This window comes from Rathayibacter sp. VKM Ac-2759 (genome assembly GCF_009834225.1).
GTDB lineage: Bacteria > Actinomycetota > Actinomycetes > Actinomycetales > Microbacteriaceae > Rathayibacter.
In genome coordinates this window covers 3,149,565-3,167,004 of record NZ_CP047176.1, presented here as the reverse complement: position 1 = coordinate 3,167,004, position 17,440 = coordinate 3,149,565, and the positions used below count along the sequence as shown (strand labels likewise).

The window sequence follows — 17,440 nt, the reverse complement described above, 5'->3', positions numbered from 1 at the left end:
ACCGGCCCGGAGCGGAGCCCAGGGCGATCGCCTCTCATCCGCTCCGCGCGGTCGTTCCTTCGTCCCCCGAGATGCCGCCATCCTCGACACGCTAGGCGACTGCTCTCCGAATCCGGTGGACGGCCGGTGAACGCCCGACCACAGCGCTCTCAGGAAGCGGTCGGCTGCGGTGCGGGCTCGGCGAAGCGGAGCTGGTTGCCGAAGGGATCGATCAGGTCGAGGGCGTAGCCGAACGCCGACCTCGTGATGCGCGGGTTCAGGTAGGGGTACGCCTTCGCGTCGAGCTCGGCGTGCAGCTCGCGGACTCCGCGGAGGGCGAGGTGCACCGCCGCTCCGGGGCTGCCGTCGCGGTGGTGCTCGCTGAGGTGCAGCCGCAGACCGGAGCGCGACACCTGCAGGTAGAGCGGCGCGTCGAGGCTCGCGCGGTGCTCCCAGTCGACCGTGAAGCCGAGGTAGTCGACGTAGAACTCGCCCGCCTTCGCCACCGAGAAGATGCGCAGGATCGGCACGGCCGCCTCCATCCGCACCGCTTCGAGCCCGCGGGCGTCGTCACTCCCCGTCCGGTCCCTGGCGCGTCGTCTCGTCTCCACGGCACGAGGGTATCCGGCCCCGGGGGTCGCCGGAGCCGACGGCGTCAGTCGACGAGGCCGAGGGCGTGGAGGCGCTCGAGCGTCGCGACGCCGGCGGGCGGGCACCGGTGCGCGTCGGCCGTGCCGATCCAGTGCAGCGAGTCGATCTCGCCGGAGGGGCGCGGCTCGGCGGGCAGATCGGCGGCGAACACCGTCATGTGCACCTCCCGGCCCTCCGGCTCGCCGTGCGCCTGCTCGCGCACGGTGAAGAGCTCGGTGAGGCGCGCCGGCGTCGAGCCGAGCTCCTCCCGGGCCTCGCGGGCGGCCGCCTCGAGGCCGCTCTCGCCCGGATCGACCTTGCCGCCGGGCAGGTAGACCACCTCGCGCCCGCGCGCGACGACCATGAGCACCCTCCTGTCCCGGATCACGGCGACGGCGGAGACCAGGAGGGGAGGGAGGCTGCTCATCCCGCCATCATGCCCGCGGCCGCACCCTCGGGCCCGCGCCTGCCCCGCGGCTACCATGGACGCACACCAGAAGGACGCGCGCAGCCGGCGCGCGCCAGGGCCCCGTGCGCCCGAACAGCTGAGGAGCTCCCCGTGGCAGAACCCACCACCACCCTCGACAAGGTCATCACCCTCGCGCAGCACCGGGGGTTCGTCTTCCCCTCCGGGGACATCTACGGAGGCACCCGCTCCGCTTGGGACTACGGCCCACTCGGCGTCGAGCTCAAGGAGAACATCAAGCGCCAGTGGTGGAAGACGTTCGTGCAGGGCCGCGGCGACGTGGTCGGCCTCGACTCCGCCGTGATCCTCCCCACCGCGATCTGGAGCGCCTCCGGACACGTCGGCGTCTTCTCCGACCCGCTGACCGAGTCGCTGATCACGCACAAGCGCTACCGCGCCGACCACCTCTTCGAGAAGTACGAGGAGGTCAACGGCCACCCGCCCGTGAACGGCCTCGCCGACATCCCGGATCCGGAGCACCCCGACAAGGTCGGCCAGTGGACCGAGATCAAGCAGTTCTCGGGCCTGATGAAGACCTACCTCGGCGTCGTCGACGACGAGTCGGGCCTGCACTACCTGCGGCCCGAGACCGCCCAGGGCATCTTCACGAACTTCGCGAACGTGCTGCAGAGCGCGCGGAAGAAGCCGCCGTTCGGCATCGGCCAGATCGGCAAGGCGTTCCGCAACGAGATCACGCCCGGCAACTTCATCTTCCGCACCCGCGAGTTCGAGCAGATGGAGCTCGAGTTCTTCGTCGAGCCCGGCACGGACGAGGAGTGGCAGGAGACCTGGATGAAGCTCGCCTGGGACTGGTTCATCGACCTCGGGATCACTCCGGAGAACATCCGGCAGTACGAGCACCCGAAGGACAAGCTCTCGCACTACTCCAAGCGCACCGTCGACATCGAGTACCGCTTCAGCTTCGCCTCGGGCGAGTGGGGCGAGCTGATGGGAGTCGCGAACCGCACCGACTTCGACCTCAAGACGCACATCGAGCACTCGGGCAAAGACCTCTCGTTCTTCGACCAGAACAAGAACGAGCGCTACGTGCCGTTCGTGATCGAGCCGTCCTTCGGTCTGACGCGCGCACTGATGGCGTTCCTCGTCGACGCGTACGAGGAGCAGGAGCTGCCGCCGAACGCCAAGGGCAAGGTCGAGACGCGCACGGTGCTGCACCTCGACCCGCGGCTCGCGCCGGTCAAGGTCGCGGTGCTGCCGCTCTCGCGCAACGAGGCGCTGTCGCCGCTAGCCCGCGAGGTGGCCGACCGGCTCCGCCGGCTCTGGAACGTCGACTTCGACGACTCCGGAGCGATCGGCCGCCGCTACCGGCGCCAGGACGAGATCGGCACGCCGTTCTGCGTGACGGTCGACTTCGACTCGCTCGAGGACGACGCCGTGACGGTCCGCGACCGCGACACGATGAAGCAGGAGCGCATCCCGCTCGCCGACCTCGAGTCGCACCTCTTCACGGGCCTGCGCGGCGCGTAGCCGCCGGAGCGCCGCGCGTCAGTGCGCGCGGCGCTCGCGGGCGAGCAGGGCGTAGACGAGGGTCGAGGTCCACCCGCCCTTGCTGTACTCGTCCTCGAGGTGGTGCGCCTCGAGGCGCAGGCCCAGGCGCTCGCAGAGGCGGGCCGAGGCGGTGTTGCGCGCGTCGAGCTGCGCCAGCACGCGGTGGGTGTCGAGCCGGTCGAAGGCCAGCTCGAGCAGGGCGCGGGCCGCCTCGGTCGCGTAGCCGCGGCCCTGCGCCTCCGGGTGCAGCACCCAGCCGATCTCGACGCCCGCCTGCGCGACGGAGGTCGCGATGAGCGTCAGGTCGCCGATGACGCGGCCCTCGAAGGGCCCCTCGGTCGGCACGATCGCCAGCACGACGACATCGCCGTCGGCGGCGAGACGATCGGAGGGGAGGCGGACCAGGAGGTGCTCGCGCGACTCCTCCGGGGTCCGGACGGGCCACCGGAGGTAGCGCACCGCCTCCGGATCGCCCTGGTAGCGCGCGTGGTCGTCGGCGTCGTCGAGCCCGAGCGGCCGGAGGAGGAGGCGCTCGGTGCGGATCGGCTCGGCGTCGAACGGGAGCCGGAGCGGGCTCACGCGGTGGCGGCCGAGCCGTCGATCGGCCGCGCGGCCGCGGGCTCTGCGGGCACCTCGATGCCGAAGAGCGCCTCGAGGCCCGTGAGGTACGCCTCCTGCTCGCCCGCGCGGGCGTAGTCGCGCGCCCGGACGCTCGGCGTGTGCAGCAGGACTCCCGCGAGGTGGCGCAGCGCCTGCTCGGTCCGGCCGTCCTCGTCGCCGCGGGAGCGCGCACGCTCGATCTCGGCGTCGAGCGCGTCGAAGACGTGGGCGCGCAGAGCCACGACCGCGGGGGTCAGGCTCTTCTCGTCGGCGACGTCCGAGAACTTGCGGACGGCCTTGTCGACGAGGGCGCGTGCCTGGGTGGAGGCGTCGAGCACCTCGAGCGGCGCGTGCAGGCTGATCGTCTCGAGGTCGAGCAGCTCGACCCCCGCGAGTCCGGTGACATCGCCCGCGACGTTGCGGGGGAGGCCGAGGTCGATGACGAGCTGGCGCTCGCGGAAGGCGCCGTGCCGGCGTCCGTCGGCGAGGAGCGCGGCGTCGAGCACGGGCTGCTCGGTGGTCGTGCAGGTGATGACGACCTCGGCGGCGACGGCCTCGACGGCGAAGTCGGCCCGGTCGATCGGCCGCAGCGCACGGCGGGCGGCGAAGCCCTCCGCGCGGCCGGAGGGGGAGTGCACGGCGATCTCGACCACTCCGCGATCGCGCAGAGCGGCGACGGTCGCGCGGGCGTAGCTGCCGGTGCCGACCAGCAGCACGCGGGCGGCACGCCAGTCGGTGACGCGGCTGGAGGCGAGATCGAGGGCGAGCCGCACGATCGAGCGGCCGGCGCTGCCGAGCCCGGTGCGGTTCTTGATGCCGCGCGAGGTCTGCGACGCGCGCTGGAACAGGCGCTCCAGCTCGGACGACGTGGTGCCGAGGCGGCGCGCCTCCTCGAGCGAGCGGCGCACCTGGCCGGCGATCTCGCCCTCGCCGACGACGACCGACTCCAGGCCGCTCGACACCGCGAAGAGGTGCTCGGCGACGCGGTCGCCCGAGACGACGTCGACGCTGCCGCGGAGCTCGTCCTGCTCGACCCCGGTCGCCGCGCTGACGGCGGCGGTCGCGGCCTCGACGGCCACGGCCTGCGCGGCGGTCAGCGGCTCGTCGATGTCGAGGTACGCCTCGAAGCGGTTGCAGGTCGCCACGACCACGGCCCCCGAGACGAAGTCGATGCCGTCGGACAGGGCGGACGCGACGGCGGAGGAGTCGACGGAGAGCTTCTCGAGGAGATCGAAGCTGGCGTTCTTGTGCGACGCCGTCAGACACAGAAGCACCCCAGCAGTCTACGCGCCGTCACCGAGCCCCGCCCCCGGGGTCGGGGAGGAATGCACGGATGCGCCTGGAATAATGCCGCGGTGACCTCCCCCACCGCCGGCCTGCTCGATCCGTCGCACCCGCTCGCCTCCGGGCGCACCGCCGACTCCTCCCTCGTCAGGGCGTACCGCTCCGACCGGCCGGAGTCGACACCCGTCTGGTTCATGCGCCAGGCCGGGCGGAGCCTGCCCGAGTACCGGGCCCTCCGCACCGACACGCAGATGCTCGACGCCTGCCTCGACCCCGCGCTCGCGAGCGAGATCACGCTGCAGCCGGTGCGCCGGCACGGGGTGGACGCCGGCATCTTCTTCAGCGACATCGTCATCCCGCTGCGCCTGGCGGGGGTCGGCGTCGACATCGTCCCGGGCCGCGGGCCCGTGCTCGAGAAGGCGGTGCGCACCGCCGCCGACGTCGACGAGCTCTGCGCCATCGACCCGGCGGTCCTCGACGAGACCCTCGAGCCGATCCGGGAGGGTGTGCGCCGCACGGTCGCCGGGCTCGGCGACACCCCGCTGATCGGCTTCGCCGGCGCCCCGTTCACGCTCGCCGCGTACCTGGTCGAGGGCGGTCCGTCGAAGGACCACATCCGCGCGCGGACCCTGATGCACGCCGATCCCGACGCGTGGTCGCGCCTGATGGAGTGGACCGCCGAGGTCACCGGGCGCTTCCTGCGCGCTCAGGTGCTCGCCGGCGCCAGCGCCGCTCAGCTCTTCGACTCGTGGGCGGGCGCGCTCTCGCTCGCCGACTACACCGCCCATGTCGCGCCCGCCTCCGCCCGGGCGCTGACCCACGTGCGCGATCTCGCGTTCGATCACGGCCCGGCGGGCGAGGAGGCGCAGGTGCGCCGCAACGTGCCGATCGTGCACTTCGGAGTCGGCACCGGCGAGCTCCTCGGCGCGATGCACGGCATCGGCGTCGACGTGGTCGGCGTCGACTACCGGATCCCGCTCGACGAGGCGAACCACCGGCTCGGCGGCTTCGTCCCCGTGCAGGGCAACGTCGACCCCGCCCTGCTCTCCGCCCCCTGGGAGGTGCTCGCGGCGCACGTCGACGACGTCCTCCTCCGCGGTCTCACCGCTCCGGCCCACGTGCTCAACCTCGGCCACGGCGTGCCGCCCGAGACCGACCCCGACGTGCTCACGCGCCTCGTCGCGCACGTGCACGCCTGGCGGCCGTGACGACCGGTCCCGCCGCCTACGACGTCGCCGTCGTCGGCGGGGGAGTGGCGGGGCTCGCCGCGGCGGCCGAGTGCTTGCGCATCGGCCTGCGCGTGGTCGTGCTCGAGGCGGGCGAGCGGGTCGGCGGGTCCGTCGCCCCGCTCGAGATCGCCGGGGTCGTGCTCGACGCGGGAGCCGAGAGCTTCGCCACCCGCGGCGGCCACGTCGAGGCGGCGCTCGGCGCGCTCGTCTCCGACGGCCGCCCCCTCGCCGAGGCGGTCGTCGAGCCGAGCACCGGCGGCTCCTGGCTCCATCTGTCGGGCGGCCGCTCCGTCCCGTCGCCGCGCGCCGGGATCCTCGGCATCCCCGGCACCCCGCTCGCGACCGACGTGGTGCGCGCGATCGGCCGCCGCGGTGCCGCTCGGGCCTGGCTCGACACCCTCCTGCCGGTGCTGCGCATCGGCCGCGCGCACTCGCTGGCCGAGCTGGTCCGCACCCGGATGGGCGTCCGCGTGCTCGAGGACCTCGTCGCCCCCGTGGTCTCCGGCGTCTACTCCTCCCGCCCCGAGGACATCGACGTCGATCTCGCCGCGCCGGGCCTGAACGGCGCGATCACGCGCCGCGGCTCGCTGGCCGGCGCCGTCGCCTCCCTCCGCGCGAACCTGCCGGCCGGTGTCGCGGTGCGCGGCATCAGCGGAGGGATGCACCGCCTGGTCGACGCTCTCGTCGAGCGGATCGGCTACCTCTCGGGCGAGATCCGCACCGGTGCCGCGGTGCGGGCCCTCGAGCGCGATGGCGCGCTCTTCCGCCTGACGCTCGAGGACGGCGGTGTGTCGGCCCGCGCCGTCATCGTCTCGACCCCCGAGCGCGATGCGCGAGCGCTGCTCGCCGGGCTGGTGCCCGCCGTCGCCGACCCCGACGAGGGCAGCGGCGACTCCGTCGAGCTCGTCACCCTCGTCGTCGACGACGCCCGCCTCGACGCGGCCCCGCGCGGCTCCGGTGTGCTCGTCGCCCCGACCGCCACGGACGTGACCGCCAAGGCGCTCACCCATGCGACCGCGAAGTGGGAGTGGCTCGCCCGCTCGCTCCCGGCCGGGCGGCACGTCCTGCGCCTCTCCTACGGCAGACCCGGCGAGCGTCCTCCGCTCGAGGGAGCGAGCGACGCGGAGGCGGCGGCCGTCGCTCTCCGCGACGCCTCCGTCCTGCTCGGCGTGGAGCTCGATCCCGCGTCCCTGGTCGACTCCGCCCGGGTGCGCTGGGCGAACGTCCGCCCTGCCGCGGCTCTGGGCCGTCGCGAGCACCTGGAGGCGTTCCGCGCGGCCCTCGCTCCCGTCGAGGGCGTCGTGGTCACCGGCACCTGGCTGGCCGGGACGGGGCTGGCCTCGGTGCTGCCGCACGCCGGCGAGGCGGCCGCCCTTATCCGGCGCCGGTTGGTGCGTCAAGGCGTCGGCATTCCGCGCGAAGGATATGACGGCGACGGCTACTCTGGGTCGCAGGCATCCGCGTGAGAGCGGCGTGCCCCGACACGAGTGGTCATCGACCGCGTGAACGAGCCGCACGAGCGGTTCAGGACGAGGAGTAGGCGTGAAGGGCAAGATTCTTTTCGTGGCAGGAGCCGCCGCCGGATACGTGCTGGGAGCACGCGCCGGACGCAAGCGGTACGACCAGATCGCCGCCGCGGCGAACAGGTTCTGGCAGACGCAGCCCGTGCAGGACGTGGCGGGCGCGGTCGGCGGAGCGGCGAAGACGCAGCTCAGCACCGTGTCCGACAAGGCCTACGAGGTCGTGCGCTCGGTCGTCGTCAAGGCCGTCTCGGGCGGCAAGAAGAGCCAGGGCGCGAGCGACGCCGAGGCGACCGCCGCCGCCCGCAAGGCCGCGGCCAAGGTCGACGAGGCCGCTGCGGCCGCCGGCACCTCGCCGTCGCCGTCCTCCTCCAAGGCCTAGTCCACATCCCTTCGGCCCTGCTCGGCCCCGCGCCGGCACGTCCCACCCTCGAGGAGCTCCCGTGGTGAACGAACGCAATCCGAAGAACGCCCGGTCACTGGGCGAGCTGGTCGGCGACCTCCCCGGTCTCGTGATCGAGCTCGTCAAGGCCGAGGTCGCCTCGCTGAAGAACGAGCTGTCGGGCAAGGCGAAGAGCGCCGGGTTCGCGATCGCCTTCGTCGCCGCGGCCGTGTTCTTCCTGATCACCGCGTGGGCGACGCTGGTCGCCTTCGCGATCATCGGCATCTCGTCCTGGCTGCCCGCGTGGCTGTCGGCGCTGATCGTCACCGTGTTCTTCCTGCTGGTGGCCGTCGTGCTCGCCCTCGTCGGCGTCAAGTCGATCAAGAAGGCCGTGCCGCCGGTACCGCAGGATTCGATCGAGAGCATCAAGAAGGACGTCCAGGCGTTCAAGGGAGTCGGCAGCTATGACAACTGATCGCGCGGTCTCGACCACCACCCCCCGCTTCGTCGACCCGGCCGAGCTCAAGCCCGGCCAGCTGAAGGCCGACATCGAGCGCGCCCGAGCCGAGCTCGCGGCGACCCTCGACGCCATCGAGTACAAGGTCAACGTCCCCCGCAAGCTCCGGACCGCCCAGCGCACGCTGGAGCGCAAGGTCCGGGTCGTGCGGCGGCAGAACCCGTCGGCCCTGATCGCCGGTGCCGTCGGAGCCGCGGCCGCCGTGGGTCTCGTCGCCTGGGGCGTCGTCCGCGCCATCACCGAGGACTGACCGGGGGCCGACCGGCCGCCGATCGCTAGCGTCCCGAGCCCTCGGGCGCCAGAGCCTCCGTCGCTTTTGTGCATCGGCACAGGCGGAGGGATGATGGACCAATGACCGATCAGACCGCCGATCCGGCGGGTCCCGTTCAGTCCGCCCCCGACACGAGCGCTGCCGCTCCGGCGTCGCAGCCCCCCGCCGATCCGGCTCCCGCCGATCAGGCCCTGGGATACACGCTCTGGGCGGTTCTCCGCAGGGATCCCGCACGTCCGTTCACCCTCTCCGACGACGCCGTGCCCTCGGCCGTCGAGCAGTACGAGCACGTCGTCGCACAGCTCGCCGACGAGGGTGTGACCGTCCGCGGGACCTACGACGTCTCGGCCCTGCGCGCCGACGCCGACATCATGCTCTGGCTCACCGGCTCCGAGCCCGAGGAGCTGCAGCGCGCGTACCGCGAGCTGCGCCGCACCGAGCTGCTCGTCGGCCTGCTGCCGACGTGGAACGCGATGGGCGTGCACCGCGACGCGGAGTTCAGCGCGAACCACCTGCCGGCGTACATGCGCGGCAAGGCGCCGGCGCGCTGGCTCACGGTCTACCCGTTCGTCCGCTCCTACGAGTGGTACATCCTCCCGGAGGAGGAGCGCCGCGCCATGCTCGCCCAGCACGGCCGCCAGGGCTCCCGCTTCCGCTCCGTGCTCACCAACACCGTCGCCTCGTTCTCGCTCGGCGACTACGAGTGGATCCTCGCGCTCGAGGACGAGGAGCTCGTCAACCTCGTCGACCTCATGCGCGATCTCCGAGCGACGGAGGCGCGCAGGCACGTGCGCGAAGAGGTCCCGTTCTACACGGGTCGGCGCATCGAGGCCGACCAGATCGCAGAGGTGCTCCGATGAGCGACACGACCGCAGACTCGCCGCAGATCCTGGTGCGCGGGGCGACCCCCGCCGCCTCGAGCGGACCGGAGCACGTCGAGGAGCCCGTCGCCTACGACGCGATCCTCCTCGCCGGCTTCGGCGGCCCGGAGGGGCAGGACGACGTCATCCCCTTCCTCCGCAACGTCACCCGCGGCCGCGGGATCCCCGAGGAGCGCCTCGAGGAGGTCGCGCACCACTACCGGCACTTCGGCGGCGTCAGCCCGATCAACGCGCAGAACCGCGCGCTGAAGGCGGCGCTCGAGGCCGAGCTCGCGAACCGCGGCATCGACCTGCCCGTGATCTGGGGCAACCGCAACTGGGCGCCCTACATGAGCGAGGCGGTGGCGGAGGCGAAGGAGCGCGGCTTCTCGAACCTGATCGCCATCGCGACCAGCGCCTACTCCTCCTTCTCGTCCTGCCGGCAGTACCGCGAGGACTACGCGGCCGCGCTCGACGCCACCGGCCTCGAGGGCGAGCTGCGGATCGACAAGGTGCGCCAGTTCTTCGACCACCCGGGCTTCGTCATGCCGTTCGTCAAGGCGCTGCACGACGGTCTCGAGCAGCTGCAGGAGCGCCTCCCCGGCCTCGACCTCGCCACCGAGGTGGAGGTGCTGTTCTCGACGCACTCGATCCCCATGGCCGACGCCGAGCGCAGCGGACCGCACGAGCGGCACGACGACGGCACGGTCGTCGACGTGCACGGCTTCGGTCCCGGCGGCGCCTACGAGGCGCAGCATCTCGCGGTCGCGGAGGTCGTCATGGCCGCCGCGACGACCGTCGACGTGCCGTGGCAGCTCGTCTACCAGTCGCGCTCCGGCCCGCCCACGCAGCCGTGGCTCGAGCCCGACATCAACGACGCGATCGCGGAGCTGCCCGCGCAGGGCCGCAAGGCCGTCGTCATCGTGCCGCTCGGCTTCGTGTCGGACCACATGGAGGTCATGTGGGACCTCGACAACGAGGCGCTCGAGACGTCGGAGGAGAACGGGCTCGTCGCGATCCGCGTGGCCACCCCCGGCACCGACCCGGCCTACGTGGCCGGTCTCGTCGACCTCGTGATGGAGCGCGTCCACGGCACCCCGGTCGGGGACCGGCCGTCGCTGACCGCGCTCGGGCCCTGGTACGACGTCTGCCGTCCGGGCTGCTGCGAGAACGTCCGCGCGGGCTTCAAGCCCGCCCTCGCCGGCGTCGCCCCGTGATCCGCGGCACCGCTTCGTGAGCATTCGCGTCGGCACCCGCGCGAGCGCGCTCGCGGTGGCGCAGACCCGGATGACGGCCGACCGGATGTCCGCCGCGGCGGGCGTCCCGGTCGAACTGGTGCGCATCGAGTCGGACGGCGACCGCATGCGCGGATCGCTCGCCTCGCTCGGCGGCACGGGCGTGTTCGTCAGCGCCCTCCGCGACGCCCTGCTCGCCGGTCGCTGCGATGCGATCGTGCACTCGCTGAAGGACCTGCCGACGGCTCCGGTCGAGGGGCTCGTGCTCGGCGCCGTCCCCGAGCGGGAGGATCCGCGCGACGCGCTCTGCGCCCGCGACGGCCGCACGCTGCTGACCCTGCCCGAGGGCGCCCGGGTCGGCACCGGCTCGCCGCGCCGCCGGGCCGCCCTGCTCGCCGCCCGGCCCGACCTCGACATCGTGGACATCCGCGGCAACATCGACACGCGCCTGCGCCGGGTGACCGACGAGAGCGACGCGCCGCTGGACGCGATCGTGCTCGCCGTCTCCGGACTCCGCCGTCTCGGGCGCACCGAGGCCATCACCGAGATCCTCGACTTCGGCGTCTCGCCGCACGCGCCCGGGCAGGGCGCGCTCGCGATCGAGGTGCGCGACGAGGAGCCCACCGACGAGCTGCGCGCCGCGCTGGACGCGGTCGAGCACGTCGCGACGCGCGCCGCCATCACGGCCGAGCGGGCGCTGCTCGCCGTGCTCGAGGCAGGCTGCGCGGCGCCGATCGGAGCGACCGCGACGGTCCGCGACGACGAGGTGCTCCTCCGCGGTGTCGTCTTCGCGACCGACGGTTCTGCGTCCCTCGTACGGGAGGTGGCGGAGTCGATCGATAACAGTTCGGTGGGCAGAGGTCGACATCGGGCGGATTCGCAGTATCGTGGTCGGGAACTGCCCGTCGTCGAAGCCGCGTTCCGCTGCGGCTCCGTGCTCGCTGACGCGCTTCTCGGTGCGGGTGCCGCCGACCTCGCACCCCTGGGAGCCCCTTCGTGATCGTCCCCGCCGCCTACTCCCAGTGGGAGAAGCCGTTGCAGGGGTGGCGCATCCTCGTCCCCCGTGGAGGTCCCTGGGGTGATGGAGTCGCCGCCGCGCTGCGCGCCAAGGGCGCCTCTCCGGTCGTCGCCCCGATGATCAACTTCGCGCCGACCGACGACTTCCCGGCGCTCGAGCAGGCTCTCGCCGACCTCGAGGCCGGCGCCTTCGACTGGATGACGGTGACGAGCGCGACGACGGTCGACGTGCTCTCGCTCCTGCGCACGACGGTGCCGTCGACCACCAAGGTCGCCGCGGTCGGCGAGACGACGGCCGCCGCGCTCGTCGCCGCGGGCTACTCGGTCGATCTGGTGCCGTCCGAGGACAACTCCGCGCGCGGTCTGCTCGCCGAGTGGGCCGAGGCGACGGGCGGCCGCCACCCGCTGCGCATCCTCACGCTGCGCTCCGAGATCGCGAAGCCCCTGTTGACCGAGGGCCTCACGCGCATCGGGCACGACGTGCGCTCGGTGGTCGCGTACCGCACCGTCGGCGTGCCGGTCGAGGACCGCGTCGTGTCCGACGTCGCGAGCGGCGCGGTGCACGCGATCCTCGTCACCTCGGGGAGCGTCGCCGAGCAGGTGCAGCAGCAGCTCGGCCCGGTACCCGAGACGACGCTTGTCGCCGCGATCGGCCCGCAGACGGCCAAGGACGCGCGGGCGTCGGGCCTCCGCGTCGACGTCGTCGCCGACGAGCGCTCGGCCTCGTCGCTGATCGACGCGGTCGCCCGCGTCGCCTCCGAGCGCGCCGGCCGCTGAGCCCAGGTCCGGACTGCACAACATCAGCCAGGACCGGTGGGCCTCGCCCGACAGCCGAGGTACCCCCTTCTCAGCTGATGTTCTGCGCGGAAGCGGCGTCAGACCTCATCCGAGACCGTGGCGACGGCGCTGCGCCGCCGACCAGAGGTGCTCGTTCCTGCGGATGATGGTGAAGAGGGCCTCCTCGGTGCGCGGCCAGTCCTCCATGATCTGGTGGTTGTCGAGCCGGATGCAGAGGTACTCCTGGCGGGCCAGCTCGAGGTCCCGGCGTCGGTCCTCACGGAACTGCTCGAGGCTGGAGTGGAAGCGGTAGCCGTCGCTCTCGAGCACCAGGCGGTCTCCGATGACCTCGTCGACGTGGCCGACCCCGGGGATGACGACCTGGGTGCGCACGCGGACGTTGTGACGGCGGGTGCTCAGCCGGGTCTTCGTCTCGAGACCCGACTGGCTCCGCCCGTCGACGCGATCGAACAGGGCCCGCTTGCCGATCGGCGCGAGAGCTCGGAGGTCGGAGAGGTCGTCCGCCGTGAGCAGGCCCTTGTTCAGGGCGGAATCGATCGTGACGATCGCGTCGTCCTCCTTCACGCACGTCACGAGATGCAGGATCGCAGCGCCGAGGCCGTCCTGTGAGAACGAGCGTCTGCCCTGGCCCGGCCAGCGGCGCCAGTGCCCGACCGACCCCGGGCGCAGCTCGTGGACGAACGAGCCGCCGAGTGCGAGGTGCAACGCGGGTCGGTCGACGGTCCAGAGCCCGAGGTGGTGCAGCAGGGATACGCAGGTCAGGAGCCCGCCTGCCCGAACGGCCGCGAGTTCGAGGGGCGGTGCGGTCGGCAGCGCGTACCACCCGCGGCGGGCGCGGACGACGTCTCCGGACGCGAGCGCCTGCTCGAGGACCGACCGCGGGATGCCGGCGTCCCGCAGCGCTCGCGCCGGCGCGAAGCCGCCGCCCGACATCAGGAGGGTGAGGAGTTCGCGCATCCGCAGACCATGCCCGTCTGCTCAGTCCGGATGACCGGCCGCACAGCATTCTGGGGACGACGTGGCGCGGAGGGAATGGTGGAGGACGCACAACATCAGCCAGGAGCGGTGGGTCTCGCTCGACAGCCGAGGCACCCCCTTCTCAGCTGATGTCGTGCACCCAGAGGGCCTCCATCCGGCCCGGATTAGGCTGGATCCCATGACCGCCATTCGTCCGCGGCGACTCCGCACCACCCCGGCGCTGCGCCGGCTCGTGCAGGAGACCCGCATCCACCCGGCCCAGCTCGTCCTCCCGCTCTTCGTCGCCGAGGGGATCACCGAGCCCCGCGCGATCGGCTCGATGCCGGGGGTGCTGCACCACTCGCTCGACAGCGTGCGGGGCGCGGTGACGGAGGCTGCGGAGGCCGGCATCGGCGGCGTCATGCTCTTCGGGGTGCCGACGACGCGCGACGCGGTCGGCTCGGGGGCGACCGATCCCGACGGTGTGCTCAACGCGGCCACGCGCGCCGTGGTCGAGGAGGTCGGCGACGACCTCGTCGTGCAGACCGACCTCTGCCTCGACGAGTTCACCGACCACGGCCACTGCGGGGTGCTCGATGCGCGCGGCCGCGTCGACAACGACGCGACGCTCCTCCGCTACGAGGAGATGGCGCTGGCGCAGGCCGACGCGGGCTCGCACCTGCTGGGGCTCTCGGGGATGATGGACGGCCAGGTCGGCGCGATCCGCTCGGCGCTCGACGGGGCGGGGCACCTCGACACCGCGATCCTCGCGTACTCCGCGAAGTACGCCTCCAGCTTCTACGGGCCGTTCCGCGAGGCGGTGCAGTCGACGCTCGAGGGCGACCGGCGCACCTACCAGCAGGATCCGGCGAACCGCCGCGAGGGCCTGCGCGAGGCGACGCTCGACCTCGCCGAGGGTGCGGACGTCGTGATGGTGAAGCCCGCGATGAGCTACCTCGACGTGCTCTCGGACGTCGCCGCCGTGTCGGACGTGCCCGTCTGGGCGTACCAGGTGTCGGGGGAGTACGCGATGATCGAGGCCGCCGCCGCGAACGGCTGGATCTCGCGCGAGCCGGCGATCCTCGAGTCCGTGACCGGGATCCTCCGCGCGGGCGCCGACGCCGTGCTCACCTACTGGGCGGTCGAGATCGCCCGTGATCTGCTGAAGTAGACGCGGGATGCCCGGGAGCAGCGCGCCCGGGATCCGCCGAGGTACGCCCCGTATCGTGGAGGGGTGACTGCCTCCGCGAACGACACCCTGTACGAGCGTGCCCGCCACGCGATCCCCGGAGGCGTGAACTCGCCGGTCAGAGCGTTCCGCTCGGTCGGCGGCACGCCGCGCTTCATGGTCTCGGCGACGGGTCCGTACATCACCGACGCCGACGGTCGCGAGTACGTCGACCTCGTCTGCTCGTGGGGTCCGGCCGTGCTCGGCCACGCCCACCCCGAGGTCGTCGCGGCGGTGCAGGACGCCGCGTCCCGCGGTCTGTCGTTCGGCGCGTCGACCCCCGCCGAGACCGAGCTCGCCGAGCTGGTCGAGGCGCGCATCACCGCGGGCGGCGTCTCGCCCATCGAGAAGCTGCGGCTCGTCTCGACGGGGACCGAGGCGACGATGACGGCGATCCGCCTCGCCCGCGGCGTGACCGGTCGCGATCTGCTGATCAAGTTCTCGGGCCACTACCACGGCCACTCGGACGGGCTGCTGGCCGACGCCGGCTCGGGCCTCGCGACGCTCGCGCTGCCCGCCTCCGCCGGCGTGACCGCGGCGACGGCGGCGCAGACGATCGTGCTGCCCTACAACGACCTGGAGGCGGTGCGCGCGGTCCTCGCGGAGCGCGGCTCCGAGATCGCCGCCGTGATCACGGAGGCGGCGGCCGCCAACATGGGCGTCGTCCCGCCCGCTCCCGGCTTCAACGCGGCACTCGCCGAGCTCGTGCACGCCAACGGCTCGCTGCTGATCATGGACGAGGTGCTCACCGGGTTCCGCGTCAGCGCCGGCGGCTGGTGGGGTCTCGAGAACCGCGACGCCGAGGCGCCGTACCGCGCCGATCTCTACACCTTCGGCAAGGTCATCGGAGGCGGCATGCCCGTGGCCGCGCTCGGCGGCCGCGCCGACGTGATGGACCACCTGGCTCCGCTCGGGCCGGTGTACCAGGCGGGCACGCTGTCGGGGAACCCGGTCGCGGTCGCGGCGGGGATCCGGACGCTGCAGCTCGCCGATGAGTCGGTGTACGCGGCGCTCGACGCGACGGCGCTGACCCTTCAGCGCGAGGTCTCGGCGGCGCTCTCGGCCGAGGGCGTGGCGCACGCGGTGCAGACCGCGGGCAGCCTCTTCAGCTTCGTGTTCACCGACCTCGGGCGGCCCGTCCGCGACTACGCCGAGGTGCAGGCGCAGGAGGCGTTCCGGTACCCCGCGTTCTTCCACGCGATGCTCGACGCGGGGGTCTCGCTGCCGCCGTCGGTGTTCGAGGCGTGGTTCGTCTCGGCAGCCCACGACGACGCCGCGATCGGCCGGATCGTCGACGCGCTGCCGGCCGCCGCGAAGGCCGCGGCGGCAGCGCGCCCGTAGCGCTCGGGCCGGTGCTCAGCCCCGGCGCGACACCGACTTCGGCAGCACGAAGACGAGCGCGAAGGCCGCGACCGCCATCAGGGCGCTGACGAGCATCGCGGGAGCCGCGGCGTCGAGGAAGCCGGAGGCGACGGTGTCGGGCCCGGTGATGACCAGGCCGCCGAAGAGCACGCTGCCGATCGCCGCGATGCCCACCGCCGAGCCGATCCGCTGGATCGCCGAGATGACTCCGCTCGCCGCTCCCGCGTCCTGCGGGTCGACCGTCGCGACGATGAACTGCACGTTCGGCGCGATGAAGAAGCCGTTGCCGACTCCCGCGATGAAGAGGGGAGCGAGCAGCTGCCAGTTGGTGAGGGAGTCGGGCGTCGCCGTCAGCAGCACCAGCCACACCCAGATCAGGCCGACGGCGAGCAGCCCGCTGCCCAGCACGAGCACGTTGCGGCCGAGCCGCGCGGTGAGTCGGTTGCTCTGCGAGGCGCTGATGATGCTGCCGATCGCGAACGGGATCGAGACGAGGCCCGACTCCAGCGCCGTGTGGCCGAGGCCAGACTGCCAGAGCAGCGAGATGGTGAAGAAGATGCTCGTGAAGGCCGCGAAGTAGACCAGTGCGAGGACGACGCCTCCGGTGAACGCGGGGTGGCGGAAGAGCGTCGGCGGCACGAGCGGCGCGCGGCCGCGACGGGTGTACGCGACCTCCCAGGCGCCGAACGCGGCGAGCAGGATCACTCCGCCCGCGATCGAGAGGAAGGTCCAGAGCGGCCAGCCCTCGTCCTCGCCCTGGATGAGCGGCACGAGGAGGGCGACCAGACCGCCCGAGACGAGGATCAGGCCGAGCCAGTCGACGCCTCCGCTCGGCGCGCGGTCGCCGGCCTCGAGCTCGCGGCGGGTCGGGAGGAGCATCGCCGCGGCGATGAGCGTCGCGACGCCGATCGGGAGGTTCACCCAGAAGACCAGGCGCCAGCCGTTCTCGTCGCCGAACGCCTGGATGATGAGTCCGCCGATGATCGGGCCGAGCGCCGACGAGACGCCGAGGACGGCGCCCATCACCGCGAACGCCCTGCCCCGCGAGGGCCCGCGGAACAGCAGCTGGATGTAGGCGTTGACCGCGGGCACGAACATGCCGCCCGCGAGTCCCTGGACGACGCGCGCGATGACGAGCTGCACGTCGTCGGCCGCGAGGCCGCAGGCGAAGCTCGCGACGGTGAACAGCGCGATCCCGCTGACGAAGACCCACTTGTGGCCGAAGCGGTCGCCGAGCCGTCCGCTCGGGATCAGCGCGAGCCCGAAGGCCAGCGCGTAGCCCGAGATGATCCACGAGAGGGTCGACTCCGACGCGTCGAGGGTCGTGCGGATCGTGGGCAGCGCGACGTTGACGATCGTCGTGTCGAGGAGCGCGATGAACATGCCCGCGAGGAGCACGACGAGGGATCGCCAGGCTCGACGGTCGGGTGCGGGAGGCGCGCCAACGGCGCGCTCGGTCGACGTCTCGGTCATGCGGAGGGGGTGCCTTTCGAGCGGAGGGGGATGGCGGCGCTCAGCGCCCTCCGTTCGAGGGGCGGCAGCCGCATGTGAACTCTCGCAGGACTAGCCGCGATTCGCTCCGTCGCCACCTGTGCT

General features: G+C 72.8%; 18 protein-coding genes. 12 read left to right on the top strand and 6 right to left on the bottom strand.

From position 1 onward, the window contains the following. Positions 1 to 149: 149 nt before the first annotated feature. A complete protein-coding gene (locus GSU68_RS14795) occupies positions 150 to 590 on the bottom strand; it encodes a glyoxalase superfamily protein (RefSeq protein ID WP_208544582.1) in 441 nt (146 codons plus the stop codon). A 44-nt stretch (positions 591 to 634) separates the two neighbouring features. Then, on the bottom strand, positions 635 to 1,036 hold the full coding sequence (locus GSU68_RS14790; protein ID WP_159909442.1) for an NUDIX domain-containing protein: 402 nt from the start codon (positions 1,034 to 1,036) through the stop codon (positions 635 to 637). 132 nt (positions 1,037 to 1,168) lie between these two features. Here GSU68_RS14790 and GSU68_RS14785 point away from each other — a divergent pair, with 132 nt between their 5' ends. Continuing rightward, complete coding sequence (locus GSU68_RS14785; protein ID WP_159909441.1) at positions 1,169 to 2,563, top strand: glycine--tRNA ligase; 1,395 nt, start codon at positions 1,169 to 1,171, stop codon at positions 2,561 to 2,563. Positions 2,564 to 2,581: 18 nt separating this feature from the next. On the opposite strand, the gene GSU68_RS14780 is transcribed toward GSU68_RS14785, so the two are convergent. Together GSU68_RS14780 and GSU68_RS14775 are read right to left on the bottom strand one after the other, a co-directional pair. Further along, positions 2,582 to 3,163: a GNAT family protein gene (locus tag GSU68_RS14780; RefSeq protein WP_244259295.1), complete on the bottom strand. Its 582-nt coding sequence runs from the start codon at positions 3,161 to 3,163 to the stop codon at positions 2,582 to 2,584. Further along, positions 3,160 to 4,458 carry a glutamyl-tRNA reductase gene (locus GSU68_RS14775; RefSeq protein WP_159909440.1) on the bottom strand — a complete coding sequence of 433 codons (1,299 nt, stop codon included), beginning with the start codon at positions 4,456 to 4,458 and terminating at the stop codon, positions 3,160 to 3,162. Before GSU68_RS14775 ends, GSU68_RS14780 begins: the two co-directional genes overlap by 4 nt. Before the next feature lie 51 nt (positions 4,459 to 4,509). Between GSU68_RS14775 and hemE the strand changes: the two genes are divergently transcribed. The 9 genes from hemE to GSU68_RS14730 all read left to right on the top strand — a co-directional run bounded on the left by hemE (position 4,510) and on the right by GSU68_RS14730 (position 12,276). Continuing rightward, on the top strand, positions 4,510 to 5,676 hold the full coding sequence (gene hemE, locus GSU68_RS14770; protein ID WP_159909439.1) for a uroporphyrinogen decarboxylase: 1,167 nt from the start codon (positions 4,510 to 4,512) through the stop codon (positions 5,674 to 5,676). Continuing rightward, entirely contained in the window at positions 5,673 to 7,163 is a 1,491-nt protein-coding gene (locus GSU68_RS14765; RefSeq protein WP_279631039.1) for an FAD-dependent oxidoreductase, read from the top strand. The genes hemE and GSU68_RS14765 overlap by 4 nt, the downstream gene beginning before the upstream one ends. Positions 7,164 to 7,239: 76 nt before the next feature. Beyond that, positions 7,240 to 7,599, top strand: a complete 360-nt coding sequence (locus GSU68_RS14760) for a hypothetical protein (RefSeq protein ID WP_159909438.1) — start codon at positions 7,240 to 7,242, stop codon at positions 7,597 to 7,599. A gap of 64 nt (positions 7,600 to 7,663) precedes the next feature. Next, entirely contained in the window at positions 7,664 to 8,074 is a 411-nt protein-coding gene (locus GSU68_RS14755) for a phage holin family protein (protein ID WP_244259294.1), read from the top strand. Next, positions 8,064 to 8,366 carry a DUF3618 domain-containing protein gene (locus tag GSU68_RS14750; RefSeq protein ID WP_159909436.1) on the top strand — a complete coding sequence of 101 codons (303 nt, stop codon included), beginning with the start codon at positions 8,064 to 8,066 and terminating at the stop codon, positions 8,364 to 8,366. Before GSU68_RS14755 ends, GSU68_RS14750 begins: the two co-directional genes overlap by 11 nt. 101 nt (positions 8,367 to 8,467) lie before the next feature. Next, complete coding sequence (gene hemQ, locus GSU68_RS14745) at positions 8,468 to 9,247, top strand: hydrogen peroxide-dependent heme synthase (protein WP_159909435.1); 780 nt, start codon at positions 8,468 to 8,470, stop codon at positions 9,245 to 9,247. Beyond that, on the top strand, positions 9,244 to 10,464 hold the full coding sequence (locus tag GSU68_RS14740) for a ferrochelatase (RefSeq protein WP_159909434.1): 1,221 nt from the start codon (positions 9,244 to 9,246) through the stop codon (positions 10,462 to 10,464). Before hemQ ends, GSU68_RS14740 begins: the two co-directional genes overlap by 4 nt. A 16-nt stretch (positions 10,465 to 10,480) precedes the next feature. Then, a complete protein-coding gene (gene hemC / locus GSU68_RS14735) occupies positions 10,481 to 11,482 on the top strand; it encodes a hydroxymethylbilane synthase (RefSeq protein ID WP_159909433.1) in 1,002 nt (333 codons plus the stop codon). Next, a complete protein-coding gene (locus GSU68_RS14730; RefSeq protein WP_159910319.1) occupies positions 11,482 to 12,276 on the top strand; it encodes a uroporphyrinogen-III synthase in 795 nt (264 codons plus the stop codon). The genes hemC and GSU68_RS14730 overlap by 1 nt, the downstream gene beginning before the upstream one ends. A 105-nt stretch (positions 12,277 to 12,381) precedes the next feature. Here GSU68_RS14730 and GSU68_RS14725 read toward each other — a convergent pair whose 3' ends face one another. Further along, positions 12,382 to 13,254, bottom strand: coding sequence for a type IV toxin-antitoxin system AbiEi family antitoxin domain-containing protein (locus GSU68_RS14725; protein ID WP_159909432.1), 873 nt, complete (start codon positions 13,252 to 13,254; stop codon positions 12,382 to 12,384). A 199-nt stretch (positions 13,255 to 13,453) separates the two neighbouring features. Between GSU68_RS14725 and hemB the strand changes: the two genes are divergently transcribed. Both hemB and hemL read left to right on the top strand, forming a co-directional pair. Beyond that, a complete protein-coding gene (gene hemB / locus GSU68_RS14720) occupies positions 13,454 to 14,425 on the top strand; it encodes a porphobilinogen synthase (protein ID WP_159909431.1) in 972 nt (323 codons plus the stop codon). Positions 14,426 to 14,488: 63 nt separating this feature from the next. Further along, positions 14,489 to 15,823 (top strand): glutamate-1-semialdehyde 2,1-aminomutase, encoded by a 1,335-nt coding sequence (gene hemL / locus GSU68_RS14715; RefSeq protein WP_159909430.1) that lies wholly within the window; start codon positions 14,489 to 14,491, stop codon positions 15,821 to 15,823. 15 nt (positions 15,824 to 15,838) lie between these two features. On the opposite strand, the gene GSU68_RS14710 is transcribed toward hemL, so the two are convergent. Continuing rightward, positions 15,839 to 17,317, bottom strand: coding sequence for an MFS transporter (locus GSU68_RS14710; RefSeq protein WP_159909429.1), 1,479 nt, complete (start codon positions 17,315 to 17,317; stop codon positions 15,839 to 15,841). Positions 17,318 to 17,440: the final 123 nt, after the last annotated feature.